Consider the following 25,072-nt stretch of genomic DNA (forward strand, 5'->3'; position numbering starts at 1 on the left):
GCTAGCGTGGGGGTCACGCCCGGACCGGGCACCCTCGACCAGGAGAGCCATGACCGCCACCGATCCGACGATGCCCACCGCCCCGCCTCCCGCGTCCGCGGTGCCACTCGCCGTGCAGCCCGCGCCCGCCGTACCGGGTCGGGTGGAGATCCTCGTCCGCCGGTCGGACCGCGAGCTGGCGCTGCCGGCGTACGCCCAGCCGTCGGACGCGGGAGCGGACCTGGTGACGGCCCAGGATGTGACGCTCGGCCCGGGGGAGCGGGCGACGGTCGGAACCGGTCTGAGCATTGCCCTGCCGGCCGGGTACGCGGCGTTCGTCCACCCGCGCAGTGGCCTGGCCGCGCGGCACGGCCTGTCCGTGGTCAACGCCCCGGGAACGGTGGACGCCGGTTACCGTGGAGAAATCAAAGTCGTTCTGATCAATACCGACCGATCTGACACGATCATCCTGCATCGGGGCGACCGGATCGCCCAGCTGGTCGTGCAGCGCGTGGAGCACGCTGTGTTCCGGGAGGTCGATGAGCTGCCGGCCTCGGCGCGCGGAAGCGGCGGGTTCGGCTCCACGGGGGGTTTCGGGTCCGCCGGGGGGGCAGGAAAGGAGACCACCGGTGTTCGGACGAGGGCGTAGGGAGTTCGACCGTCGCGGGGCCTCCGAGATGGACGTCCCCGAGAAGGTCACCTCGCGGGGCTCGTCGGAGCCCGATGGTCCCTACGACATCGCGCAGGCACCCGATGACGACGTGCATCGCCTCGATCTCGGGTCGTTGCGGATTCCGGCGCTCGACGGCATGCAGGTGCAGTTCCAGGTCGAGGAGTCGACCGGCAAGCCGCTGACGGTGCTGGTGACCGACGGGCGCAGCGCGATGGAGCTCTCCGTCTTCGCGGCGCCGAAGAGCCGGGGCCTGTGGGACGAGGTGCGGGCCGAGATCCTGGAGACCATTCAGGGGGGCGGTGGGTCGGAGGCGGACGGTCGCTACGGCCCCGAACTGCGGATGAGCTTGCCGACCGGGCGTCCGGGCGAGACCGTGCCGGGCCGGATGATCGGTGTGGACGGTCCGCGCTGGTTTCTGCGGGCGGTGGTGACCGGCGCGGCCGGGCAGGATCCGGCGGCAGGCCCCCTCCTGGACGCCGCGTTGCGCAATCTGATCATTTCTCGTGGTGACGGCGCGATGCCGGTGCGGGATCCGTTGCCCCTGAGGCTGCCCAAAGAGATCACCGATCACCCCGATGCTTCCGGCGGACCGGTCGCCTCGGCGACCAGCGGACGGCCCGAGATGCCCGTGCGCGGTGCGCGTATAGCCGAGATCCGCTGACCGCCCTGTGCCCGGGGTCCCCGCATGGCGCCGAAGGCGCCATGCGGGGCGGGCACATTGAGCACCGGTCATGCGTTGCATGAGACGTGTTGAACGTGTTGGACGTGCTCGAGCCGCAGTTGCCTGCGCCGAGTCGCCGGCGAGCCGGATCGGAGGAGCCGTGGGCGAGTCACGCGGCTGGTTGGGGCGCAAGCTCCACAGACTGACAGCAGGGACGAGCGAGCTCGACGCCGAGGACCTCCAGGCGGCCTCGGCGGCGGCGGGTGCCGCCCCGATGAGCGGCTGTCGTGACCGGGACGAGATCTGCGTCGCGGGTACCATCCAGGCCGTGACGGTACGTGCGCGGTCGGGTGCACCGGCCCTGGAGGCCGACATCTACGACGGTAGCGGCACCGTCACGTTGGTCTTCCTCGGCCGCCGGGACATCCCGGGCCTGCGGGCTGGCGCGTCGGTCAAGGCCTCCGGGCGCGTTACCGTGCAGGAGAACCGTCCGATCATCTTCAACCCGCGTTACGAACTACTCCCCGTTCCGTCGGCGAGCGCCTAGGTCGGCGGGTCCGCCCAACCCGACGGGATCCCAACCAGACATGCCACGTACGCCATCTCCCGACACGTCGCCGATGACGATGTCCGAGGCCATCGGCGGCCCACGGGGGATCATCGACAGCTCCGTGCCCACCGTGGCGTTCGTGACGGTGAACGCCGAGGCCGGACTGACCGCCGGCATCGCGGTCGCCATTGCCACGGCGGCCGCTCTGCTGGCGCTGCGCATCGTGCGCCGTGAGCCGACCCAGCAGACCTTCTCGGGGTTGTTCGCCGTGGCGGTCGCCGCATTCGTGGCCTCCCGTACCGGGAATGCGAAGGGGTTCTTCCTGCCCAGCATCGCGAAGAACGCGCTCTGGGGGGTGGTGGCCTTGCTGTCGATCGTCCTGCGCCGGCCGGTGGCGGGGTATCTCATGGCCGGTCTGGACAGCCGCTATGCGAGCTGGCAGCGGGTACCCTGCCAGCGGCGAGCAGCGGTGTGGGCGACAGTGGTCTGGATCGCTGTGTTCGGTGTGCGGTTCGTCGTGCAGGGGGTGCTCTACCTCGCCGACCAGCCCGGCTGGCTGGCCGCGGCCAACATCGCCCTGGGACTTCCGCTGTTCGGTGTCGCGCTGTTGGCCAGCTTCGCCATCGTCCGCCGGATCGCACCGCTGCCCCCCGCCGCCACCGACTCGACGGTCGTGGCCGGCGAGGTGCTGGCCGACGAGGTGCTGGCCGGGGACGCCCCGCGCGGCGAGCCCCCGCGCGGCGAGCGGCGGCCTGCCGGCTGACCGCCTCCGCATCGCCAGCCTGTCGCGCGTCAGCCCGGCGCGCCCGCGCCTGCCTGCGCCTGACCGAGCAGCACGGCGAGCTTCTCCTCAGCCTCGGCATTTGTCGTGACCGCGAGAATCTCGTCGCCGTCTTCCAACGTGGCGTCGGGCGAGGGAACGACCGCCCGTCCGTCACGCAGGATCACCACCAAGGCGCTATCCGCCGGCAGGGTGATCTCGCTGAGCCGCTGGCCGATCACCGGCGCGTTCTCGGCCAGCGTCAGCTCGACGAGGGATGCATCGCTCTGCCGGAACCGCATCAGCTGGACGAGGTCGCCGACGCTGACGGCCTCCTCGACCAGAGCCGTGATTAGGCGCGGCGCGGATACCGCCACGTCCACCCCCCACGACTCGGTGAACAGCCACTCGTTCTTGGGATGGTTGACCCGCGCCACTACCCGGGGCACGCCGAACTCGGTCTTCGCGAGCAACGAGACGACGAGGTTCACCTTGTCGTCCCCGGTGGCGGCCACCAGGACGGTGTACTCATTCAGCCCGGCCGCGTCGAGTTGGGACAGCTCGCAGGCGTCCGCGAGTAGCCACCGGGCCTCCGGTAGCGCGTCGGTCCGGATCTTCTGCGGATCCCGCTCGATGATGAGCACCTCGGAGCCGTTCTCCAGCAGTTCGGCGGCGATGGACCGGCCGACCTTGCCCGCCCCCGCGATCACCACCCGGCGCACACTCATCGCTTCTCCTCTTCGCGCGGCATCGTCTACCTGGATCTGCCCAGATCTGCCCGGATCTACCCGGAGCCCCTGCCGTCCGGCCCGGTGCGCAGCACCGTGTCCGCCTCGGAGGCGTGCGCCTTCGTCACTGCCACGTGCACCACGTCACCGTCCTGGACGAGGGTGCGGGCGTCGGGCAGGACACCCTCGCCGAACCGGGTCACGCAGACCACCCGTACCCCGGCGGACTCCTCCAACTCCCGGATCCGGCGGCCCACCCAGGCGGGTCCGGGTGGGATAGCGGTCAGCAGCACCGAGCCCGACGGGTCGGACCACTGCGGCGTGACAGTGTCGGGTAGGAGCCGGTCGAGGATCTGGTCCCGGGTCCAGCGCACCGTGGCGACGGTGGGGATCCCGAGCCGCTCGTAGACCTCGGCCCGGCGGGGATCGTAGATCCGCGCGACGACCCGCTCGACCCCGAACATCTCGCGGGCCACCCGGGCGGCGATGATGTTCGAATTGTCCCCGCTGGAGACGGCGGCGAACGCGGCGGCCTGCTCGATGCCCGCCTCGATGAGGGTGTCGCGATCGAAGCCCATCCCGGTGACCCGCAGACCGGTAAAATCCTGCGGTAGCCGCCCAAACGCGGCGGGGTTCTGGTCGATGATTGCCACTGAGTGGCCGAACCGTTCGACGCTGCGGGCAAGCGCGGAGCCGACTCGGCCGCAGCCGAGGATCACGACATGCACAAGGGTTGAGGGTAGTCCGATCCGGGCTGACCGGCGCAGGTCACGTGGCCGGATCTCCGGATACGGAGTATCTGTGTGCCACGTCACACTGGTGCTGAACTGCGTGGCTGGCGTCGGTAGCATCGCCGCGTGGCGCTCACGGACCGCCTCAAGCGCGGTTTCGTCGGTCGACCGATCGGGAGCGACCGGCTTGGGGAGACATTGCTCCCTAAACGCATCGCTTTGCCCGTCTTCGCGAGCGATGCCCTTTCCTCGGTGTCGTACGCGACCGAGGAGATCCTGCTTGTCCTGTCGCTGGGTGGGCTGGCCTTCTACCACATCTCGCCCTGGCTTGCTGGAGCCGTCGCCATCCTGATGCTGACGGTGGTGGCGTCCTACCGGCAGAACGTGCACGCCTACCCGAGCGGCGGCGGCGACTACGAGGTCGTCTCGGTCAACCTGGGCCCGCAGGCCGGCCTGCTGGTGGCCAGTTCCCTGCTGGTTGACTACGTCCTCACGGTCGCGGTGTCGGTGTCGGCCGGTGTCGCGAACCTGACGTCCGCTATCACCGGGCTCGCCGCGCACAAGGTGCTCCTCGCGGTCGTCATTGTCATCCTACTGACGATAATGAACCTGCGTGGGGTGCGCGAGTCCGGCACGGCGTTCGCCATCCCGACCTACGGCTTCGTGCTCGGTATCTTCGTAATGATCGTCACCGGGCTGGTCCAGGCGGCCGTCGGTCATCCGCCGCGGGCCGAGAGTGCCGGCTACCAGGTGGTCGCCGAGCGTGACTACGCGGGATTCGCCCTGGTGTTCCTGGTGCTGCGGGCGTTCGCCTCGGGATGCACGGCGCTCACCGGGGTCGAGGCGATCAGTAACGGGGTGCCCGCGTTCCGGAAGCCCAAGAGCCGCAACGCCGCGACCACCCTGCTGATGCTGGGGCTTATCGCAGTCACGATGTTCGGCGGCGTCACCGCGCTGGCTCTGATCTCCGACGTGCATGTCGCTGAGCACACCGGGGACCTGATTGGCGCCAGTGGTGAGCAGCCGACCGTGATCGCCCAGGTCGCCGCCGCCGTCTTCGGGGACGGATCGCCCGGCTTCGGCTACATCGCCGTCGTCACCGCTCTCATCCTGATGCTGGCGGCGAACACCGCCTTCAACGGCTTCCCGGTGCTGGGTTCGATCCTCGCCCGCGACGGCTACCTGCCGCGTCAGCTATACACCCGCGGTGACCGACTGGCCTACTCCAACGGGATCGTGCTGCTTGCCGGCTTCGCGATCCTGCTGATCGTCGTGTTCGACGCGCAGGTCACCGCCCTGATCCAGCTCTACATCCTCGGGGTCTTCATCTCGTTCACCCTCAGCCAGACCGGGATGGTGCGGCACTGGACACGCATCCTGCGTTCGGACGACCCGGTGGCGTCCGAGCCGGCCGCCCGCCGGCGGATCCGCCGGTCTCAGGCGATCAACTTCTTCGGCGCCTGCCTCACCGGCACCGTGCTGATCCTCGTGCTGGTCACGAAGTTCACCCACGGTGCCTGGATCGTCTGTCTGGCTATCCCGATCATCTTTCTCGGGATGCGGGGGATCAGGGCTCACTACGACCGGGTCGCGGTCGAACTCACCCCGGAACCCGGGCCGCCGACCCTGCCCTCCCGGATCCACGCCGTCGTCCTCGTCAGTAAGATCCATGCCCCGACACTGCGGGCCCTGGCCTACGCCAAGGCGTCGCGGCCGCACAGCCTCGTCGCGGTCACGGTCGCCGTCGACCAGGCGGAGGCCGATCGGCTCCGCAAGGCGTGGACGGAGCGGGGGATCACCGTCGATCTCGTGGTGCTGGCCTCCCCCTACCGGGAGGTGACCCGCCCGGTGCTGGACTACGTCGCCCGGATCAGGCGGGAGAGCCCCCGCGACGTCGTCGCCGTCTACGTCCCCGAGTACGTCGTCGGTCACTGGTGGGAGCATCTCCTGCACAACCAGAGCGCGCTGCGGCTCAAGGCCCGGCTGCTCTTCCAGCCCAGCGTCATGGTCACCAGCGTGCCCTGGCAGCTCGCCTCGTCCAGGCTGGCCGAGCAGCGGTTCGAACGGACCGGGGCGGGCGCGGTGCGACAGGGCCGGGCCACGCTTCCCGGCCCGTTGGAGCGGAAGCGGTGAGTCGACAGCGTCGGCCCGCGCGATCGCGCGTCTCCGGGGGCACCGCACGGCAGGCCCGCGTGCCGGGGACCGCGGTCGGCTCGCTGCTCGACCTCGACGTCGGGCCGGTGGCCCACGGCGGCTTCTGCGTCGCCCGCTCGGGCGGTCGGGTGGTGTTCGTCCGCCATGCCCTGCCCGGCGAACGGATTCGTGCCCGAGTTACCGACGCCTCCCACGAGCGGTACTGGCGGGCGGACGCGGTCGCCGTCCTGACGCCCTCGCCGGACCGGGTGGTCGCGCCCTGCCCGCACGCCGGTCCAGGGTTGTGCGGGGGGTGCGACTGGCAGCATGCCGGCCTCGCGGCGCAGCGGCGCGGTAAGGCCGAGGTCGTGGCCGACGCCCTTCGGCGGTTCGGCGGCCTCGACGCCCGGGTCAGCCCCGCGCACGCCGGGTCCGGCCTGGGGACGGCGGCCGAGGCCGGACCCGGCGCCGAGCCGGCGCTGGAGGTGCTGGTCGAGGCGGTGCCCGTCGGCGCCCCGGAGCGGCTGACCGGATCCGACCGGTCCGGTGGCGCCGACGACGGACTGGCGTGGCGGACCCGGATGCGCTTCGCGGTGACGGCCGGCGGCGAGGTCGGGCTGCGGGCGAGCCGCTCGCACGAGGTGGTGGCGGCGCCGGACTGCCGCATCGCCCACCCCCTCGTCCTCGCGGCGCTCGCCGGCCGGCGGTTTCCTGGGGCCGACGCCGTCGAGGTCGCGGCCAGCCCGGCGACCGGGCAGGTGGCCGTGGCGGTGCATCCCGCCGGTGCCGGGACGGTCGTCAACGACGAGCACGCCGGGACCGGCGAGGATCCCGGGGAGGTCGGAGCCCCCGGGGAGGTCGTCGAGGTGGTGGGGGGCGGAGGTTCCGGCTCGGGCCGGAGGTGTTCTGGCAGGTCCATCCGGCGGCTCCCGGCGTGCTGGTGGACGCGGTCCGCGAGGCCCTGCGTCCCCGAGCCGGGGAGACCGCGCTCGACCTGTATGCCGGGACGGGCCTGTTCGCGGCGTTCCTCGCGGAGGATGTCGGCGCCGCTGGCCGCGTCATCGCGCTGGAGTCCGACGCCGCGTCGGTCGCGGCCGCGGCGAACAACCTCGCCGATCTGCCATGGGTCTCGCTGCGGGCGTTGCGGGTGACACCGGCTACCGTTCGTGGGGTGGTCGCTACGGGCGGGCCGGCCGGCCGGATCGATCTCGCGGTGCTCGACCCGCCGCGCACCGGGGCGGGCCCGGCGGTGGTGGCCGCGCTGCTCGCCCATCGCCCCCGCGCGGTCGCCTACGTCGCCTGCGATCCTGTCGCGCTGGGTCGGGACCTCGCCGCCGCGGCGGCCGCGGGCTACGACCTCGTCGTGTTGCGCGCCTTCGACCTGTTTCCGATGACCGCCCACGTCGAGTGCGTGGCACTGCTCGAGCCGCGTGGCGCGGACCGGAATCCGAACCTGGTGTGATTGCGTCGGTACCAGAAGTGTCGCCGGAGCGCCGTGGACTCCACTTCCGGCCGCTCCCGGCACGACCAGGTCGTGCCGGCGTGTCGCCCGCGCGCCACGCCGACAGAGTGTGTGCATCCGCGTACTCGGATCCGGACCAATAGTGGACAACCGGGGAGGTGGATTCTACCGCGATCAGGCCTATTGCCTGACGGTCTACGAGGAACTCACATGTCGGGTGCCCGTCTGCAAGGGGCCAGACGGGCTGCGTAGACTTTGCCGGACCCGGACCGATCCCCTTTCGGGAGAGGGAGTTCACGCCGTGTCGCTTCTGTCCACGATCAGTAGTCCGCAGGACGTCAAGCGCCTCGACCACGAGGAGCTCGCCACCCTGGCGGCCGAGATCCGTGATTTCCTCATTCACGCAGTCGCGCGTACGGGAGGTCACCTCGGGCCGAATCTGGGGGCTGTCGAGCTGACGTTGGCAATACATCGTGTGTTTGATTCGCCATTCGACCGCATCCTTTGGGACACTGGTCATCAGTCCTATGTGCACAAGATTCTGACCGGCCGGGCGGACGATTTCTCCGGGCTGCGCCAGCGGGGTGGCCTTTCCGGCTACCCCAGCCGGGCCGAGTCCGAGCACGACATCATCGAGAACTCGCACGCCTCGACCGCCCTGTCCTACGCCGACGGGCTGTCGCGTGCCTACGCGCTGCGTGGTGAGGACCGGGCCGTCGTCGCCGTCGTCGGTGACGGCGCCCTGACCGGCGGGATGTGCTGGGAGGCGCTGAACAACATCGCCGCCGACGACCGGCCCGTCGTCATCGTCGTCAACGACAACGGCCGCTCCTACGCACCGACGATCGGCGGCCTCGCCGACCACCTCGCCGCGCTGCGGCTGGCGCCCGAGTACGAGCAGGTCCTCGACGTCGTCAAGCAGGTCCTCGGCCGCACTCCGCTGGTCGGCCCCCCGCTGTTCGACGCGCTGCACGGCATCAAGAAGGGCATCAAGGACGTCGTCCAGCCGCAGGGCATGTTCGAGGACCTCGGCCTGAAGTACGTCGGCCCGGTCGACGGCCACGACGTCGTCGCGGTCGAGTCGGCCCTGCGCCGGGCTCGGGATTTCGGCGGGCCCGTCATCGTCCACTGCGTGACCCGCAAGGGCTTCGGCTACCCGCCGGCGGAGCAGGACGATGCCGACAACTTCCACGGCGTCGGCATCATCGACCCGGCGACCGGCAAGCCGGTGTCGACGTCGAAGACCATCAGCTGGACGAGCATCTTCTCGGACGAGATCGTGCAGATCGGTTCCGAGCGGCCCGACGTCGTCACGCTGACCGCCGCGATGCTCCAGCCGGTTGGTCTCGGCGCCTTCGCCAAGGCCTACCCGGACCGGGTGTTCGACGTCGGTATCGCCGAGCAGCACGCCGTCACCTCGGCCGCCGGGCTCGCGATGGGTGGGCTCAGGCCCGTCGTGTGTCTCTACGCCACGTTCCTCAACCGCGCGTTCGACCAGGTCCTGATGGACGTCGCCCTGCACCGCCAGCCCGTGACGTTCGTGCTCGATCGGGCCGGCATCACCGGGGAGGACGGGGCGTCGCACAACGGCATGTGGGACCTGTCGTTCCTGCAGGTCGTCCCGGGGCTCGCGATCGCCGCCCCGCGGGACGCACCGACCCTGCGGGCGGAGCTGCGTGAGGCGGTGGGTGACACCGACGGCCCGACCGTCGTGCGTTTCCCCAAGGGCAAGGTCGCCGTGGACGTGCCGGCGATTGACACGGTCGGCGGGGTGGACGTGCTCTACCGTTCGCCGAAGGTGGCCCAGCGCCGCGAGGTGCTGCTGGTCTCCATCGGCGCGATGGCCGCCACCTGCCTGGAGGTCGCGGAGCGGGTCGCGAGCCAGGGCATCGGCATCACCGTTGTCGACCCGCGGTGGGTCAAGCCACTGGACCCGGCGCTGATCGATCTTGCCCGCGCCCACGACCTCGTCGTCACCGTCGAGGATAACGGCCGGGTCGGCGGGGTCGGGGCGGCGCTGGCCCAGCTGCTGCGCGACGCCGACGTCGACGTGCCCCTGCGGGACTTCGGCATCGCCCAGCGCTTCCTCGACCACGGCAAGCGGGACGAGGTCATGGCCGAGGTCGGGCTTGCCCCGCAGGACCTCGCCCGCAAGGTCGTCGAGGCCGTCGCGAAGCGCCAGCCGGCGATCGAGGACGACCCGACCTCGCCCGGCGAAGCGGCCCCGGCGGGCGAGCGGGCCGGCGAGGCCATCGGCGACCAGCGCTGACCCCCGGTGCTCTGACTCGGGTGCGCTGATCCCGGACGCACCCGGGTGTCGCCCGGTCATCGGGGTCCGACGGGCAAGGACCCGCCACCGTATCGGGTCGCCACCGTGTCGGGGCCCGGCGCGGTGGCGGCCCGACCGCCGTCCTAGGCTGACCAGGTGGGTGAGCACACCGTGTCGGCGCGCCAGGGCGCCGCCTCCCGCCGCCGGGCTGGGCGCGGCCCACGCTGGTGGGCCGTGCGTGGTGCGCTTCTGGTGGCCCTCGGGCTACTGGTTCTCGCCATGGTCAGCCAGTGGAACGAGATCGAGGAGTCCGTCCGCTCGCTCAGCGTGGGCGGCGTGGTGGCCTCGGGTGTGGTCACCGTGCTTGCCGTCGGTACCACCGTGCTGTCCTGGCGGGCGTTGCTGGGGGGGTTGGGCGCCGCGCTTCCCCTGCGGGCCGCCGTACGGATCTTCTTCGTCGGGCAGATCGGTAAGTATATCCCGGGCAGCGTGTGGCCGGTGCTCGCGCAGATGGAGCTCTCCCGCGACCACGGCGTCTCCCGGCCGAAGGCAGCTTCGGCGAGCTTGGTCGTGTTGGCGCTCGCGGTGCCGAGCGGGGGGCTCGCCGCGGCGGTCACCCTGCCGTTCGTCTCCGCGCAGGCGCTCGCCGACTACTGGTGGGCGCTGGCGGTCGTGCCCGTCTTCGTCGTCGTGCTCTGTCCCCCGGTGCTGTCCCGCCTGCTGGCGCTGGCATTCCGGCTGCTGCGCCGCCCACCGCTGACCGAACCACTGCCCCCGCGGGCCGTCGCCGCCGGAGCCGGCTGGTTGCTGCTCAGCTTCTGCTGCTACGGGGTGGCGACCTGGCTGCTCGTCCGGGATCTGCATCCGGCGGTCGGTGGCGGCCGGCTGTTGCTGCTCTCCCTCGGGGCCTATGCCCTGGCCTGGACCGCCGGATTCCTGGTACTGGTGCTGCCCGCCGGGGCGGGGGTGCGGGAGGCGGTGCTGGTGCTGGCGCTGGCGCCGGCGGTCGCCAGCGGGCCGGCGACCCTGGTCGCGTTGGTGGCGCGGCTTCTTGCCACGATCGCCGACCTGGTCTGGGCGCTCGTCGGTGTCGCCCTACGGCAGCGGGGTGCTCGGCTGTTGTGTACTGATGATGCGATGCAGGAGCGAATGTGAGGAAGTGGGAGGAGGGTGGGGGGTGCACCATGACCCGCAACGGCCACCCGGGTGGCCCCCGCCCGTCCCGCCGATCTCGTGGGGCGGCCCCGGGTGGCCGGGCGGGCCGCCGGCGCCCCGCCGTAGTCGGGCCCGGTGGCTGATTCCGCTCGTCCTCGTGCTCGCCCTCCTGACCGGCGCGGGTGGAACCGGTCTGTTCCTGCTCCTCCCCGCTCCACCGACGGCCCTGCCAACGCCGTCCGCGCCTACCTGATGGAGGTCAGGGACTCGCGCTACGAGGCCGCTTACGTCCGCCTCTGCCCGTCGGTCCAGGAACGCCGGCCAGCGTCCGAGTTCGCCATCATCATGCGGGCTCTGGACGATGTCCAGGGCGGTATCGCCTCGTTCGCCGTGCGAAGAGTGCAGATCCACCGGTCCGTGGGTTCCCCGACGGTCCGGGAGGTTCAGGTCGACGTCCGGCGCGGCAGCGCCGCGGCGAGCCACGAGACGTACCAGGTGGGAAAGGAATCCGGAAGCTACTGCCTGCTGACGCCCGGCGCCCCGTTCTCCTTGGACCCGTCGCTGCCCCCGGATCTTCAGCAGCCGGGCCCGTTCGATGATTCCCCCGGCGATGGCCGACGCGGCGGTGGCGACGACGAGCCACCGGTCCGCACGGCCTGACCGGCGCCGATGGTCAGGGCGGCCGATTGGATCAGCGCAGGGTGGCGACTCCCGGCGGGGCGAAGCGCTGCCCGGTGACGGCCTCGCTGATGCCGCTACGGTCCAGGTAGGGCGTGATGCCGCCGAGGTGGAACGGCCAGCCGGCGCCGAGGATCATGCACAGGTCGATGTCGGCGGCCTCCGCGACGATTTTCTCGGTCAGCATCAGATGGATCTCCTCGGCGAGCGCGCGCAGCGCCGCCTCGCGTACCTCGTCTCCGGTCAGCGGGATGGCGGCCGGGGACGGCGTGGAGATGAGCGCGGCGGCGTCCGGGTCGACGGTCTGGACGCCGTCCGGGCCCGTGGTGTAGATGCCGCTCCGGCCCGCCTCGACCAGCCGGGCGAGAGCCGTCGGCCGCCGGAACCGGTCCGGGAACGCCGCGTGCAGTGTTTCCGCGACGTGCAGGGCGACCGGCGGCCCGACGAGGGTGAGCAGGGTCATCGGGGACATCGGCAGCCCCAGCGGATCGAGGGCGTGGTCGGCCTCCTCGAGCGGCGTACCGCCCTCTGTCGCGCCGAGCACCTCCCCGAGGAACCGGGTCAGCAGCCGGTTGACGACGAACGCCGGGGCATCGGCGACCAGGACCGCGTTCTTCTTCAGGTTCTTCGCCACGGCCAGCGTCGTCGCGATGGTGGCGTCGTCGCTGCGGGCAGCGCGGACCACCTCGACTAGGGAGAGGACCGACACCGGATTGAAGAAGTGCAGCCCGGCTACCCGTTCGGGATGATCGAGCCCAGCGGCCATCTCGGTGACCGACAGCGCCGAGGTGTTCGTCAGGAGCACGGCCGTGGGCGCCACGACGGCCTCGAGCTCCGCGAGCACGGTCCGCTTGACGGCCAGGTTCTCGAAAACGGCCTCGATGACGAGGTCCGCGTCCGCGAAGGCGTCCTTGGTCAGGGATCCGGTGACGTTCGCCTTGTAGCGGTTCGCCTGGTCGGGGGTGATGCGGTGGCGTAGTAGGAGGTTGTCGATCTCCTGGTGGACCCCCGCGACCCCGGCGTCGAGCCGGGCCTGGTCGATGTCGGTGAGCACCACCGGCACCTCGAGCCGGTGCGCGAACACGAGGGCGAGCTGGCTTGCCATGAGGCCTGCGCCGACCACCCCGACCTTCGTCACGGGCCGGGCCAGCGCCGGCTCCGGCCCGCCCACCGGCCGCTTCGCCCGCTTCTGCACGAGGTCGAAGGAGTACAGGCTGGCGGCAAGTTCGTCGCTGACGGACAGATCGGCGAGGGCCTCGGTCTCGGCCGCGTACCCGGTGGCGCGGTCGGCGGTCTCGGCGAGCGCGAGGAGGTCCAACGCCCGGTAGGCGGCCGGCGCGGCCCCGTGCAGCTTCGCGTCGGCGAGCGCCCGGCCCCGTGCGATCGCCTCCGCCCAGCCCGCCCCCCGCTCGACCGGCGCGCGGGCGGCCACCGGGTCGACATCGCCGCGCAGCACCTGGCCCACCCAGCGCAGCGCCTCCGCCAGGAAGTCAGCCGGCTCCAGCAGCACGTCCCCGAGACCCAGCTCGAACGCCTGCCGGCCGCGCAGCATGCGGTTCTGGCTGAGCGCGTTGCCGATGACGACGGACACCGCCCCTTCGGCGCCGATGAGGTTGGGCAGCAGCTGGGTGCCGCCCCAGCCCGGGACAAGGCCGAGGAAGACCTCTGGGAAGGCGAGTGCGGGAATGCCGGCGGACAGCGCCCGGTAGTCGCAGTGCAGGGCCAGCTCCAGCCCGCCGCCCAGCGCCGCCCCGTTGACGAGGGCGAAGGTCGGGACCTTCCGGTCACCCAGGCGACCCTCACCCACCCGGGCGAAGGCCTCGTGCCCGAGGCGGCCGAGCGCCGCGAGCGAGGGGCGGATCCGCTCCGGGTCAGTGAGCGATGAGCGGAAGGACAGGTCCGCACCCACGCTGAAGATGAACGGCTTGCCGGTGACGGCGATCGCGGCGACCGGCGGGTCGTGCGCCTCGATCTCGTCGACGGCGGCGAGCAGGGACCGCAGGCCGGCCGGGCCGAAGGTGTTCGGCCGGGTGTGGTCATGACCGTTGTCAAGGGTGATCAGGGCGACGGGCCCGGCCACCCCGGGCAGCCGCGCGTAGCGGACGTGGGCGGCCGTGACGACCTCGCCCGGGAAGGACAGGGTCACCTCGTCGATGGTCATGGATCTCCCCTCGGTTCCGCCGCGGGCCCGGTCGTGTCGGACGGGTCGTCCCGGGTCGGTCGTCGTACCTGCTCGGTCGTCGTACCTGCTCAGTTGGCCGCGGCGTGGTGCGGATTCGCCCAGATCGTGGTGGCGCCCATGCCGAGACCCACGCACATCGCCGTCATGCCGTAGCGCACCTCGGGATGCTCGGCGAACTGCCGGGCGAGCTGGGTCATCAGGCGCACCCCGCTGGACGCCAGTGGGTGACCGAACGCGATGGCCCCGCCGTACGGGTTGACCCGGGGATCGTCCTCGGCGATGCCGAAGTGGTCGAGGAAGGCCAGGACCTGCACGGCGAAGGCCTCGTTCAGCTCGAACAGGCCGATGTCGTCGATGGTCAGGCCGGTGCGGGCCAGCGCCTTCTCCGTCGACGGGATCGGCCCGACGCCCATCACCTCGGGGGGGACTCCGGCGAACGCGAAACCCACCAGGCTCATCTTCGCCGGCAGGCTTAGCTCGGCCGCCACCTCGGCGGCGGCGAGCAGGCAGCCGGTGGCGCCGTCGTTGAGCCCGGCGGAGTTGCCCGCGGTCACCCGCCCGTGCGGCCGGAACGGCGTGCGCAGCCCGGCGAGCCCCGCCTGCGTGGTGTCCGGTCGCGGCGGCTCGTCGACGGTGACGAACTCCCAGCCCGTCTCGACGTGCCGGGCGGCCACCGGGACGAGGTCGGGCTGGATCTGACCGTTCGCGTACGCCTTGGCGACTTTCTCCTGGGAGGCCAGAGCGAAGGCGTCCGCTCGCGATTTGGTGATCTTGGGGTACCGGTCGTGCAGGTTCTCGGCGGTCGAGCCCATCACCAGCGCGGAGGTGTCCACGAGCCGTTCGGCGACGAACCGGGGGTTGAGGTCGGCGCCTTCGCCCATCGGGTGGCGGCCCATGTGTTCCACCCCGCCGGCCACGGCCACGTCGTAGGCGCCGACGGCGATCGACGAGGCCGTCGTGGTCACCGCCGTGACGGCGCCTGCGCACATCCGGTCGATCGCGAAGCCCGGCACCGTTTCCGGCAACCCGGACAGGATGGCGGCGACCCGGCCGATGGTCAGGCCTTGATCGCCGATCTGGGTGGTGGCCGCGATCGCCACCTCGTCGATCCGCTCGGGGGGGAGGGAAGGATTGCGTCGCAGCAGCTCCCGGATCACCCGCACGATCAGATCGTCGGCACGGGTCTCGGCGTAGACGCCCTTGGCCTTCCCGAACGGGGTTCGGACCCCGTCGACGAACACGACGTCGCGTACGAAGTTTCTGGATGATCCGAACACGGGACCTCCCGACCCGCGGCCGCCACCGACCGCCGGTTCGTCGCCGTCGAACGTCGGCCGTTGTCCGAAACCCGGTTCCAGGGCCTGGACAGCCAGCCGGCACCGACGCGGATACCGCCGGCACGGCTAGCCTACGGCAGCGGTTACCAGCCGGTAGACATCCCGGAGCCATGGATGCCGGATGTCCGGGGAGGCCGATGCCGTGATGCGCCGGTCTGTCCCTGGCCCACGACCCGCGGATCCGGTCGTCAGCCCGCCGGCTCGGCTGCTGGTTCGGCCGGTTCCGTCGGTTCGGCCGGTTGGGCGGGCGGCTCGGCGAGGACGGTGAGCAGGGGAGCGGCCGTCAGCTCGATCTGCCAGGGGCGTGCCCCGCCGGCCCGCAGCGCCCCGGCGACGGCCGTGTCCGTCAGGGGATTCGGCGGGGACCAGGCGAGCCGCCGGGACAACGCGGGCTCGAGGAGGTTTTCCACCGGCATCGTGTGGGTGGTGGCGAGGGCGGCCAGCGCGGCCCGCACCCGGGCCAGCCGCGACGCGGCCACCGGGTCGCGCTCGGCCCAGCGGTTGGGCGGCGGCAGACCGTCGCCGCCCGGTCCGGCCGGGGCGGGCAGCTCCTCCTCGGGCAGTGCGGCGGCGCCACGCAGGGCGTCGAGCCAGACGTTGGCGGTGCGGCGGATCCGTGGTCCGGAGAAGATGGGCAGCCGGACCAGCGCGGCCGCGTCGGTGGGGGCGTTCAGCACGGCGTCCATGATCGCGCTGTCCGGGAGGACGCGACCCGGCGCGACGTCACGGGTACGAGCGAGCCGGTCCCGGGCGGTCCACATCGCCCGGACCGCCGCGAGCTGGCGGCGGGACCGGGCTCGGTGGATCCCGCTCGTCCGGCGCCACGGCTCGGCCCGTGGCTCGCGTGGCGGGGCCGCGACGATCGCGGCGAACTCCTGCCGGGCAAACTCGATCTTGTTCTGTTCGATCAGCTCCGCCTCGAGCGCGTCGCGCAACTCCACCAGCAGCTCGACGTCGAGTGCCGCGTAGCGCAGCCACGGCTCGGGAAGCGGGCGGGTCGACCAGTCCGCGGCCGAATGGCCCTTCTCCAGCCCGTAGCCCAGCACCCGTTCGACCATTATCCCCAGCCCGACCCGTTCGTAGCCCAGCAACCGGCCGGCGAGCTCCGTGTCGAACAGCAGACTCGGCCGCAGACCGAGCTCGGACAGGCACGGAAGGTCCTGGCTGGCGGCGTGCAGCACCCATTCGACCCCGCCCACCGCGTCCTGGATGACGCTCAGATCCTCGAGCGCGATCGGATCGAGGAGCAGCGAGCCCGTGCCCCGCCGTCGGATCTGGACGAGGTAGGCCCGCTGGCCGTACCGGTAACCGGACGCGCGTTCGGCGTCGAACGCGACCGGCCCGATGCCGGCCGCGAGGCGTTCCGCCGCCGCGGCGAGTTCCGCGGTGTCGACGATGACGGGGGGTACCCCGTCCGCAGGGATGAGCAGCGGGATGGGCTCATGAGCACCGGTGCTGGGCTGTACCTCCACCTCTGCGCTGACACCCCCGCTGACCTGCTGTGTTGATTCAGGAACCGTCGACGTCACGATCGGTGATCGTACGTCCGAATCCTGGCGGAGGTAGCCGTGTCCTACAGCGAATCGCGTTATTTATACGCTTTGTAATGACGTGGTAATGGGAGGTGCGCGCGGTGGAGGGTCGGCTGCGGCGCGCGGTGGGTGGTGCGGTGCTGTCCGTCCGGCGGGCCGGTGTGACGCGGTCAACTCCGGCGAGCTGGTAGCGTGATGACTCCGGACAGCTGTGGGGGAAGCCCGGCCATGGCCGCGAGCAGGTCCCCGAACGCGAGCAGGTGGGCGACCGTCGCCGAGGCGCTCCAAGGCAGCCGGCCCTGCGCGTCCGGCCCCGCGGGGCCGCGGTCGGATGCGAGGGCGGTCTCCGCCCAGTCGGGTGACCAGGAGCAGCGCAGCTCCACGTCGAAACTGTCCCCGTCGGCCGCGAGCACGCCGAAGCGTTGTGATGCGGTGGCCGTGACCGTGCCGCCCAGGGCGCGCACGCCCGCGCCGTGCGCCTCCAATGATTCCCGCAGCCACGACCAGGCGACCTCGGCGAGCAGGGGATCGCCGGCGATCTCCCGGTCGATGCTCGCGCGGGCGTAGCAGACGATGCGGGCCGTGCCCTGCCAGGCCGGCTGTCCCTGGGGATCCATGAGCAGGATGAGCCGGCCGGCCGCGGTGTCGGCCTCGTCCCCAGTCAGCCCGCCGGCCAGAGCGAAGGAGAACGGCGCGACCCGGGTGGGTGCCGCCACCTCGTGCACCGCCACCTCCGGGCGTAGCCGCGCGATCCCCGCGCGCAGGGCGTCGGTGACCGCGAGGAAGATCGGAGGGCTCGCCTCGGATGACTGCGCGACCCCCATGACGGCAACGGTAGGACGTCTGTCGTGATCATGCTGGCCAGACGCCGGAGCGTACGGGTTCGGTCCCGTTGCGTGCGGGCGGGAACCGGTGAGCCGGTGTCCGGAATACCCCGGCTGAGGGGCGGAACTGTGCAGGCTCACGCCGGGATCCGCGCGGCGGCACGATCGCGGCCGCGGAGATCTCGGACTGCGGGGGTCTCGCGCACGGGCCTCGGCCGGGTCGTCGGCCGCTCCGCGGGGGCCGGCCCGACCAGCACCGCGGTGCCACAGGAGGTGCAGGCCCACTCCGGGCAGTCGTCACCGTGCCCGTCGGAGCACGGAGGTTGCTCGAAGATGCGCTCGTCGCGGCATGCGATGCAGACGAGAACGATGTGATCCTCGGCGCTCACCCGGACCTGTTCCACTCGACCACCACTCCCCGCGCACGTCTGCCCGTGATGCGTCCCGTTGGATCGTGGTGGGCGCATAACCACGGATCGCGCGCCATTCGCCACGGCCGGAGGGAGGGGGAACGCGGGATGACGCGCACCCTCTACCCCAATTCCGACCGGACTGACGGTGCCACGGGACGAGCGGATGTCCGTGCATTCTCTCCGGCGTGTCGCGTGAGCCCGTCTCGGGGCGGTGCGGGGCGGATCGCCCGGTCTGTGGGCCGGTGGGGTCGGGCCGGCCCCAGGCTCAGCCCGCCTGGCCGGCCGGCTTCGAGGTGGGGCGTGCCGGCTTCACGCTGCCCAGCCGGACGGCGTCGCCGCGCAGCCAGTGCCGCTCGACGAAGAACGGGGCGACAGGCAGCACCGCGGCGATCAGCGCGAGTACGGTCCGCTTACGGCGCCAGCGCCCGACCATCGAGAGGTAGCCGATGAGGGCGCAGTAGGTGAGGAAGAGCACGCCGTGGGTCGGGCCGAGGATCCGCACGCCGATCGGGTGGCCGGCACCGTATTTGATCGCGGTCGCGACGAGCAGCAGAAGGAAGGACGACGCCTCGGCGAGCGAGACGACGCGGGCCAGGGCAAGGGGCTGGAAGGCGCCGCTCGGGGCACGACCGGTCATCGGTGACTCCTCGTCGTAGCAGATGGCGTCGTAGCAGACGACGTAGCAGATGACACTGAGGCGTTCCACTGTCCGGGCGCCTTGGCGCTCCGGGAGCCGGGACGCGCCGTGGCTGTGCCACGGCGACCGCGGGATTCGTCACGTCCGCTCGATCGTTCGTCCCCGTCCGCCGAGCGCGGCCTCGACGGGCGGGAGCGCCCGACACCGGCTGAACCTGGAAGTTCTTCTACTCAGAGTAGAAGATAGCGGATGTGCAACGTTCCGGTTCGTACTCCCCGGTCCTCGCCGCTGGGAGCCGTCAGGCCCGTGTGGTGGCCCATCCCGCTACGGCCGTACTCCCACACCTCCCACAGGCGTGCAACGATCGACCCATGCCTGTCCTCCACGTTGACGCGCGACCCGGATCCGGGCCGGGTGGCGTCTCGCCCCCGCCGACCGGTGCAGCGCTCGCCCGGCGGCCCGGCCTGGCCGACACCGCGCCCTTCCTGCGTGCCTGTCGACGGGAGCACCCCGGGACCACGCCGGTGTGGTTCATGCGTCAGGCCGGGCGGGTCCTGCCCGAGTACCGGGCACTGCGCGCGGGAGTCGCCATGCTCGACTCCTGCCGGGACGCCGAGATGATCACGGAGATCACGCTCCAGCCGGTACGCCGGTTCCGGCCGGACGCGGCGATCTTCTTCTCCGACATCGTGGTGCCCCTGGTCGCGATCGGCCTCGACATCGACATCGTCGCCGGGATCGGACCGGTGGTGGCCGAGCCCGTGCGGGACGCCGTCGGGCTCGCCGCGTTGCGTGCACTGGAGCCGGACGACGTTCCCTACGTGGCCGACGCGGTCCGGCTACTGCTGGCCGAGCTGGGTTCAACCCCGCTGATCGGGTTCGCCGGGGCGCCGTTCACCCTCGCGAGCTACCTCATCGAGGGCGGACCGAGTCGCGACCACGCCCGCACCAAGGCGTTGATGTACAGCGAACCGAAGCTCTGGCACGCCCTGCTGGCCCGGCTCGCCGACATCACCACCGCCTTCCTGCGGGTCCAGGTGGATGCCGGTGTCGACGCGCTGCAGCTGTTCGACTCCTGGGCCGGGGCGCTGGACGAGGCGGACTACCATCGCTACGTCGCGCCGCACAGCGCTCGGGTGCTGGCGGCCTTCGCCGGTGAGGTGCCGCGCATCCACTTTGGTGTGAACACCGGTGAGCTGCTCACCGCGATGGGCCAGGCGGGTGCGGACGTCGTCGGCGTCGACTGGCGGGTCCCTCTCGACGAGGCCGCCCGGCGGATCGGGCCCGGTCACGCCGTGCAGGGAAACCTCGACCCGACCGCGGTCTTCGCCCCCGAACCGGTGCTCGCCGCCAAGGTGCGTGACGTCTGCGCCCGCGGGGCCGAGGCGGAGGGGCACGTGTTCAACCTCGGCCACGGGGTGCTGCCGCAGACCGATCCGGGCGTGCTCGCGCACGTCGCCGACCTCGTCCACGGCGGATGATCCACGGCAGATGAGTCCAGGGCAGGTGATCCGCCTTCATCGGGCCGGTTCACTGGCACCGGCCCGATGGTGAAAGCTGGCGGGCGGCACCACTCAACGTGAAGGGCGGCAGGAACGTGCGGGTTGTGATCGTCGGTGGGGGTATCGCCGGGCTCTCGGCCGCCCGCGCCCTGGCCGGGCACGCCGAAGTGACCGTCCTCGATGCGGCGGACCGGGTCGGTGGCAAGCTGCGTACCACCCCGATCGAGGGTCTGGACGTCGAAGAGGGCGCGGAGTCCTTCCTCGCCCGGGTTCCCGACGGACTCCGCCTGGCCCGGCAGATCGGGCTCGGGCACGAGATCGTGCATCCGGCCACGACGTCAGCGTCACTGTGGATCCGCGGCCGGCTGCATCCCATCCCCCCGAACACCCTGCTCGGAGTGCCGACCGACGTCCTCGGCCTGCTCCGCTCGCGGGTGCTGTCCCCGTGGGGGCTGGCGCGGGCCGCCGCCGACCTGGTGTTGCCGCGGACGCGTTTCGCCGACGATCCGACCGTCGGTCGCTACGTGGGCACGCGGGTCGGGCGCGAAGTCGTCGACCTGCTGGTGGATCCGCTGCTCGGGGGGGTGTATGCGGGCCGGGCGGACGCGCTGTCGCTGCGGGCGACCGTGCCCCAGCTTGTCCCCATCTTCGCCGAGGACCGCTCGCTGCTCCTCGGCGCGCACCGGGTGCGGGCCCGTACCGGACCCGCGACGACGACCTCGACGGCGCCGCTGTTCGCCACGCTTCGGGGGGGGCTGGGCTCCTTCGCGGCGCGAGTGGCGGCGCAGTCCGGCGCCACCGTGCGCACCGGGGTGCTCGTCCGCTCGATCGCGAAGACCGCGGGCGGCTGGCAGGTCAACTGTGACCGGGTGGGCGGCGCGGACGCCCTCGGGCCGTTCCAGGCCGACGCCGTGATCCTCGCGGTGCCTGCCGGGGTGGCCCGCGCCCTGCTGGCGCCGCTGGCCCCGCATGCCTCCGCCCTGCTTGCCGGTGTGCCCTACGCCTCGGTCGGCCTGGTGACGCTGGTCTACCGGGATGTCGCGCCGCCACCCGGCAGCGGATTCCTCGTGCCCGCCCGGGCGGGCACCGCGGTGAAGGCGGCCACCTTCCTGTCCGCCAAGTGGCCGCACCTGGGCTCCGACCGGCTCACGGTGGTGCGGGCGAGCATCGGCCGCGCCGGTGCCGAACAGGACCTGCAGCGCGGGGACGTGGAGCTCGCCGGGGTGGCGGCGGCGGAGATCGCGCAGATCACCGGCCTGTCCGGTCGGCCGGTAGCGACCCGGGTGAGTCGCTGGGGCGGGGCACTCCCGCAGTACCTGCCGGGTCATCTCAACCGGATCGCCGCGGTGCGCCGGGGGCTTCCAGTGGGGATCGCCCTGGCCGGCGCGGGATACGACGGTGTAGGCATCCCGGCCTGCATCCGGTCGGGGGAGACCGCCGCGCACGCGGTGCTGAGGGCTACCCGGACGGCGCAGGGCAGTCCGGCCGATCCGGTGGGCCCGGGAATCTGATCACGTGCACCGGCCCGGACCGCGTCCGGCCGCCGGTGAGGGAGGCTGGGAATGTCGGAGTCTACGAAATCGGCCCGCGAACTCAACGCGGAGCTGCTCTACACGGGATGGTCGGTCTTCGCGGCCGACCGTCCGCTACCCGCCGAGCGGACCCCGCTGATCGACGAGGCGACCGCCCTGCTCGACGGGGCGCTGGCCAAGGACGTCTACACCCGCGGTGTCTACGAGATCTCGGGCTACCGGGCCGATGCGGACCTGATGGTCTGGTGGACGAGCCCGGACCCGGACCTGCTGCAGGAGACCTACCAGCGGTTCCGGCGGACGGCCCTGGGCGGGCACCTGCGTCCGGTGTGGTCGGCGGTCGGCCTGCACCGGCCGGCGGAGTTCAACCAGAACCACATCCCCGCCTTCGTCCGGCGGGAGGACCCCCGCGGTTATCTCTGCGTCTACCCGTTCAACCGCTCGCTGGAGTGGTACCTGCTGCCGGACTATGAACGGCGCGGGATGCTAGCCGAGCACGGGATCATGGGCCGGGAGTACGAGGACGTCCGGGCCAACACGGTGGCTTCGTTCGGACTGGGCGACTACGAGTGGCTGCTCGCCTTCGAGGCGGATGAGCTGCACCGGATCGTCGACTGCATCCGGCACCTTCGGGCCAGCGCGACGCGACGGCACACCAGGCTGGAGACGCCGTTCTACACCGGTGCCCGCAAGCCGCTGGCGGACGTCGTCACCGCCCTGCCCTGAGGCGGCTGGCTGCCGGGTAGGCCGGCGGAGGGTCGGGACGGCAGCCGGCGCCTGCCTGGGCGCCCCCACCCGTCCGGCAGGCGCCGACCGTCCCGTGACTGTGCTCACCGGCCTCACCCGGGCGGTATCACTCCAGGTGACATCAATCCCGGGGGACGTCACCCCGGCGATATCACGTCGGCGACGTCGCACGGGGCGCGCCGGATCGCACAGCCCCACCCCCCCGGTGCCTGCGGGGGCGGGCAGCCGACGGATCCCGAGTCGAGACCCGCGATCCATAACGCAGAGTAGCATTATCGCCGCTGTTTGTGTGCGCAGTGTATGCGTCAGGCGTCTGTGGGTCGATGGTGTCCGTTATGTCCGCATCGGTGGGCGGACTTGGAAGGTTCGTCGACTCGGAAGGTTCGTCATGGCGGTCGCTGCCCGACGACCGCATCTCTGTTACTGTGAGTCGCCATAAACGCACGGATCACGCCATCGCCACGGTCGGCGGTTGGGGCGCCACGCCGCCATCGCCTGGCCGGGCCGCTGGTAGATCGTCTCGGCGCAGCCGGTAACGTTGCCCCCGTGACCACGGAGCGCCACCCGTGTCGGCGTCCGGTACTCCAGTTCGCTCCGGCGTGTGCCGACACACTCCAGTGGGACCTGGATGATGCGTGCGTTCGGCTCGTCGTTCGGGACGGCCCACAGTCAGTGGCGGGGGGAAGATCGCTGGAGGTCCGGTCGATGTACCACCGAGGGATGAATTCGTGGCTGTCTGAGCGAGGGGTGCCGCGGGCCGCCGAACGGGGAGGACGATGACACCTCCGGGCCCGCTCGGATCCTCGTTCGGGCTCGGGCTCGGGCACGTGCCGGCGTCGCTGGGCCAGTCCGTTCGGCCGGGTCCGGTCGGTGTCGTCGACGCGCGCCGTCGCGGTGCTGGGGGGGACCACGAGTGACGGAGACGGTGTCCGGCGGCACGCGCGCGACCGCTGGGTCGAACTTCGTTCCGCGCACCCGCGGCGGGCAGGGGATGCCGTTCCCGCCGGACGCGCCGGCGGGAACGGCCGGCCGGCCCGCCGGCGCACCGCCGAGCCGCACGGCCACCGGGCCCGGCGGGCGGCACAGCGCGGGGCGGGTGAGCCCGGCCGCCGTCGAGACGGGCGGCTATCGCGCTCAGGTGACCTGGGAACGGCGTTACGTCCGGCTGCTCGTCCTGTTCGACGCGGCCGCCTGCGTGGTGGCAGCGGGGCTCGCGTATTTCGTGCGATTCGGTGACCTGGTCGACTTCGGCACCCAGCCGGTGTCCTCCAAGCCGTACATCCTCATGACGGTTCTGCTGCCGCTCGCCTGGGTGCTGGCGATGTCCCTGAACCGGGCCTACGAGAGCCGGTTCCTCGGTGGCGGGTCGGAGGAGTTCCGGCGGGTGGTCAACACGGCGGCCCGGTTCACCGCGGCGGTGGCCATCGCCTCGTATGCGACGAAGGCGGAGATCGCCCGTAGTTACGTGCTGATCGCCTTCCCGGCCGCGACCCTGTTCTCCATGGTGGGTCGGGTCGTCGGTCGCGGCCTCCTACACCGGATGCGCCGGGCCGGTCGTTGCCTGCACCGGGTGCTCGTGGTCGGGGCCGGGGAGTCGGCTGCCACCCTGGTCCGGCTGGCCCAGCGGGATCCGACGTCGGGTTGGTCGGTCGTCGGTGTCGTGCTCGACCGCTCGCCCGGCCGGCACAGTCACGACTCCCCGGAACGCAGTGGGTTCGATCTGCTCGGGGTGCCGATCGTCGGCACCTCGGAAACCCTGCACACGGCCATCCGGGCGACGCACGCCACCACGGTTGCGATCAGTCCGCAGATGGACGGCGAGACGTTGCGCCGGGTGCTGTGGACGCTGGAGGGCAGCGACGTCGACGTGCTGGTCTCCTCGGCGCTGACCGACGTGACCGGGCCGCGGATCTCGATTCGTCCGGTGGCCGGGCTGCCGTTGCTGCACATCGAGGAGCCGGAGCTCACCGGTACCCGTCGGGTGATGAAGATGCTCTTCGACCGGTGCGTGGCCGGAACGATCATCCTGCTGTTCTCCCCGCTGCTGCTCGGTCTCGGGCTCGCGGTGCGCCTGACCAGCCGCGGCCCGGCGTTGTTCAAGCAGATCCGGGTGGGGCGGGGTGGTGAGCACTTCACGATGTACAAGTTCCGGTCGATGTTCGTTGACGCGGAGGCGCGCAAGGCGGAGCTGGAGTCCCGCAACGAGCGGGCCGAGGGGCTGTTGTTCAAGATGCGTGACGACCCGCGGATCACCAAGGTCGGGAAGTTCCTGCGCAAGTGGTCGCTCGACGAGCTGCCGCAGTTGTTCAACGTGCTGGGCGGCACGATGTCGCTGGTGGGGCCGCGTCCGCCGCTGCCGTCGGAGGTCGCCCGCTACGAGGACGACGTGCACCGCCGGCTGATGGTGAAGCCGGGGCTGACCGGGCTGTGGCAGATCAGCGGTCGGTCGGACCTCGAATGGGACGAGTCGGTCCGTCTCGACCTGCGCTACGTCGAGAACTGGTCACTGGCGATGGACTTCGTCATCCTCTGGCGCACCGTGTTCGCCGTGCTGCGTCGCGAGGGGGCGTATTAGGGGCCCGCATGA

Annotated in this window: 21 protein-coding genes and 1 pseudogene; 14 read left to right on the top strand and 8 right to left on the bottom strand. The window is 71.7% G+C overall.

What is annotated here, in order from left to right; translation table 11 throughout:
- The first annotated feature begins 49 nt into the window (after positions 1-49).
- From dut to AC08OX_RS01875, 4 genes are all read left to right on the top strand, one after another.
- On the top strand, positions 50-628 hold the full coding sequence (dut, locus tag AC08OX_RS01860) for a dUTP diphosphatase (RefSeq protein WP_476606201.1): 579 nt from the start codon (positions 50-52) through the stop codon (positions 626-628).
- On the top strand, positions 609-1,313 hold the full coding sequence (locus AC08OX_RS01865; RefSeq protein WP_476606202.1) for a DUF3710 domain-containing protein: 705 nt from the start codon (positions 609-611) through the stop codon (positions 1,311-1,313). Before dut ends, AC08OX_RS01865 begins: the two co-directional genes overlap by 20 nt.
- A 160-nt stretch (positions 1,314-1,473) precedes the next feature.
- Complete coding sequence (locus AC08OX_RS01870; RefSeq protein ID WP_476606203.1) at positions 1,474-1,860, top strand: OB-fold nucleic acid binding domain-containing protein; 387 nt, start codon at positions 1,474-1,476, stop codon at positions 1,858-1,860.
- 40 nt (positions 1,861-1,900) lie between these two features.
- On the top strand, positions 1,901-2,626 hold the full coding sequence (locus AC08OX_RS01875) for a DUF3159 domain-containing protein (protein WP_476606204.1): 726 nt from the start codon (positions 1,901-1,903) through the stop codon (positions 2,624-2,626).
- A gap of 29 nt (positions 2,627-2,655) precedes the next feature.
- Here the strand turns inward: AC08OX_RS01875 and AC08OX_RS01880 are convergent, their stop codons facing one another.
- Positions 2,656-3,387 (bottom strand): potassium channel family protein, encoded by a 732-nt coding sequence (locus tag AC08OX_RS01880; RefSeq protein WP_476606228.1) that lies wholly within the window; start codon positions 3,385-3,387, stop codon positions 2,656-2,658.
- Between the two features lie 20 nt (positions 3,388-3,407).
- A complete protein-coding gene (locus AC08OX_RS01885; protein ID WP_476606205.1) occupies positions 3,408-4,079 on the bottom strand; it encodes a potassium channel family protein in 672 nt (223 codons plus the stop codon).
- A 129-nt stretch (positions 4,080-4,208) separates the two neighbouring features.
- Between AC08OX_RS01885 and AC08OX_RS01890 the strand changes: the two genes are divergently transcribed.
- From AC08OX_RS01890 to AC08OX_RS01915, 6 genes and pseudogenes are all read left to right on the top strand, one after another.
- Positions 4,209-6,215: an APC family permease gene (locus AC08OX_RS01890; protein WP_476606206.1), complete on the top strand. Its 2,007-nt coding sequence runs from the start codon at positions 4,209-4,211 to the stop codon at positions 6,213-6,215.
- Between the two features lie 107 nt (positions 6,216-6,322).
- Positions 6,323-6,394: pseudogene (locus AC08OX_RS01895) on the top strand (hypothetical protein); the annotation flags it as partial.
- A gap of 761 nt (positions 6,395-7,155) precedes the next feature.
- Positions 7,156-7,677 carry a class I SAM-dependent RNA methyltransferase gene (locus AC08OX_RS01900; protein ID WP_476606207.1) on the top strand — a complete coding sequence of 174 codons (522 nt, stop codon included), beginning with the start codon at positions 7,156-7,158 and terminating at the stop codon, positions 7,675-7,677.
- 301 nt (positions 7,678-7,978) lie between these two features.
- Positions 7,979-9,946, top strand: a complete 1,968-nt coding sequence (dxs, locus tag AC08OX_RS01905) for a 1-deoxy-D-xylulose-5-phosphate synthase (RefSeq protein ID WP_476606208.1) — start codon at positions 7,979-7,981, stop codon at positions 9,944-9,946.
- A gap of 156 nt (positions 9,947-10,102) precedes the next feature.
- A complete protein-coding gene (locus AC08OX_RS01910; protein ID WP_476606209.1) occupies positions 10,103-11,101 on the top strand; it encodes a lysylphosphatidylglycerol synthase domain-containing protein in 999 nt (332 codons plus the stop codon).
- A gap of 252 nt (positions 11,102-11,353) precedes the next feature.
- Positions 11,354-11,761: a hypothetical protein gene (locus tag AC08OX_RS01915; RefSeq protein ID WP_476606210.1), complete on the top strand. Its 408-nt coding sequence runs from the start codon at positions 11,354-11,356 to the stop codon at positions 11,759-11,761.
- A 31-nt stretch (positions 11,762-11,792) separates the two neighbouring features.
- Here the strand turns inward: AC08OX_RS01915 and AC08OX_RS01920 are convergent, their stop codons facing one another.
- From AC08OX_RS01920 to AC08OX_RS01945, 6 genes are all read right to left on the bottom strand, one after another.
- Entirely contained in the window at positions 11,793-13,940 is a 2,148-nt protein-coding gene (locus tag AC08OX_RS01920) for a 3-hydroxyacyl-CoA dehydrogenase NAD-binding domain-containing protein (protein WP_476606211.1), read from the bottom strand.
- 89 nt (positions 13,941-14,029) lie between these two features.
- The gene (locus AC08OX_RS01925) at positions 14,030-15,238 is read right to left on the bottom strand and encodes a thiolase family protein (RefSeq protein ID WP_011435773.1); all 1,209 of its coding nucleotides are present in this window, start codon (positions 15,236-15,238) and stop codon (positions 14,030-14,032) included.
- 248 nt (positions 15,239-15,486) lie between these two features.
- Positions 15,487-16,770 (bottom strand): HRDC domain-containing protein, encoded by a 1,284-nt coding sequence (locus tag AC08OX_RS01930; RefSeq protein WP_476606212.1) that lies wholly within the window; start codon positions 16,768-16,770, stop codon positions 15,487-15,489.
- A 230-nt stretch (positions 16,771-17,000) separates the two neighbouring features.
- Entirely contained in the window at positions 17,001-17,654 is a 654-nt protein-coding gene (locus AC08OX_RS01935) for a DUF3000 domain-containing protein (RefSeq protein ID WP_476606213.1), read from the bottom strand.
- A 137-nt stretch (positions 17,655-17,791) separates the two neighbouring features.
- Positions 17,792-18,043 carry a hypothetical protein gene (locus AC08OX_RS01940; protein ID WP_023841679.1) on the bottom strand — a complete coding sequence of 84 codons (252 nt, stop codon included), beginning with the start codon at positions 18,041-18,043 and terminating at the stop codon, positions 17,792-17,794.
- Between the two features lie 289 nt (positions 18,044-18,332).
- On the bottom strand, positions 18,333-18,773 hold the full coding sequence (locus AC08OX_RS01945) for a DUF3817 domain-containing protein (RefSeq protein ID WP_476606214.1): 441 nt from the start codon (positions 18,771-18,773) through the stop codon (positions 18,333-18,335).
- A gap of 302 nt (positions 18,774-19,075) precedes the next feature.
- On the opposite strand from AC08OX_RS01945, the gene hemE reads away from it, so the two are divergent.
- The 4 genes from hemE to AC08OX_RS01965 all read left to right on the top strand — a co-directional run bounded on the left by hemE (position 19,076) and on the right by AC08OX_RS01965 (position 25,060).
- Entirely contained in the window at positions 19,076-20,185 is a 1,110-nt protein-coding gene (gene hemE, locus AC08OX_RS01950; protein ID WP_476606215.1) for a uroporphyrinogen decarboxylase, read from the top strand.
- 116 nt (positions 20,186-20,301) lie between these two features.
- Complete coding sequence (hemG, locus tag AC08OX_RS01955; protein WP_476606216.1) at positions 20,302-21,717, top strand: protoporphyrinogen oxidase; 1,416 nt, start codon at positions 20,302-20,304, stop codon at positions 21,715-21,717.
- Between the two features lie 51 nt (positions 21,718-21,768).
- Complete coding sequence (gene hemQ, locus AC08OX_RS01960; protein ID WP_476606217.1) at positions 21,769-22,464, top strand: hydrogen peroxide-dependent heme synthase; 696 nt, start codon at positions 21,769-21,771, stop codon at positions 22,462-22,464.
- Between the two features lie 934 nt (positions 22,465-23,398).
- Entirely contained in the window at positions 23,399-25,060 is a 1,662-nt protein-coding gene (locus tag AC08OX_RS01965; protein WP_476606218.1) for a sugar transferase, read from the top strand.
- Positions 25,061-25,072: the final 12 nt, after the last annotated feature.

This window comes from Frankia sp. CoBUL1 (genome assembly GCF_978021245.1).

What these genes read in the sequence shown, in the direction of transcription:
- AC08OX_RS01920 (WP_476606211.1), bottom strand. Translation starts at nt 13,940, where the DNA reads ATGACCATCGACGAGGTGACCCTGTCCTTCCCGGGCGAGGTCGTCACG.
- AC08OX_RS01875 (WP_476606204.1), top strand. Translation starts at nt 1,901, where the DNA reads ATGCCACGTACGCCATCTCCCGACACGTCGCCGATGACGATGTCCGAG.
- AC08OX_RS01915 (WP_476606210.1), top strand. Translation starts at nt 11,354, where the DNA reads ATGGAGGTCAGGGACTCGCGCTACGAGGCCGCTTACGTCCGCCTCTGC.
- dut (WP_476606201.1), top strand. Translation starts at nt 50, where the DNA reads ATGACCGCCACCGATCCGACGATGCCCACCGCCCCGCCTCCCGCGTCC.
- hemQ (WP_476606217.1), top strand. Translation starts at nt 21,769, where the DNA reads ATGTCGGAGTCTACGAAATCGGCCCGCGAACTCAACGCGGAGCTGCTC.
- AC08OX_RS01935 (WP_476606213.1), bottom strand. Translation starts at nt 17,654, where the DNA reads ATGGGGGTCGCGCAGTCATCCGAGGCGAGCCCTCCGATCTTCCTCGCG.
- hemE (WP_476606215.1), top strand. Translation starts at nt 19,076, where the DNA reads ATGCCTGTCCTCCACGTTGACGCGCGACCCGGATCCGGGCCGGGTGGC.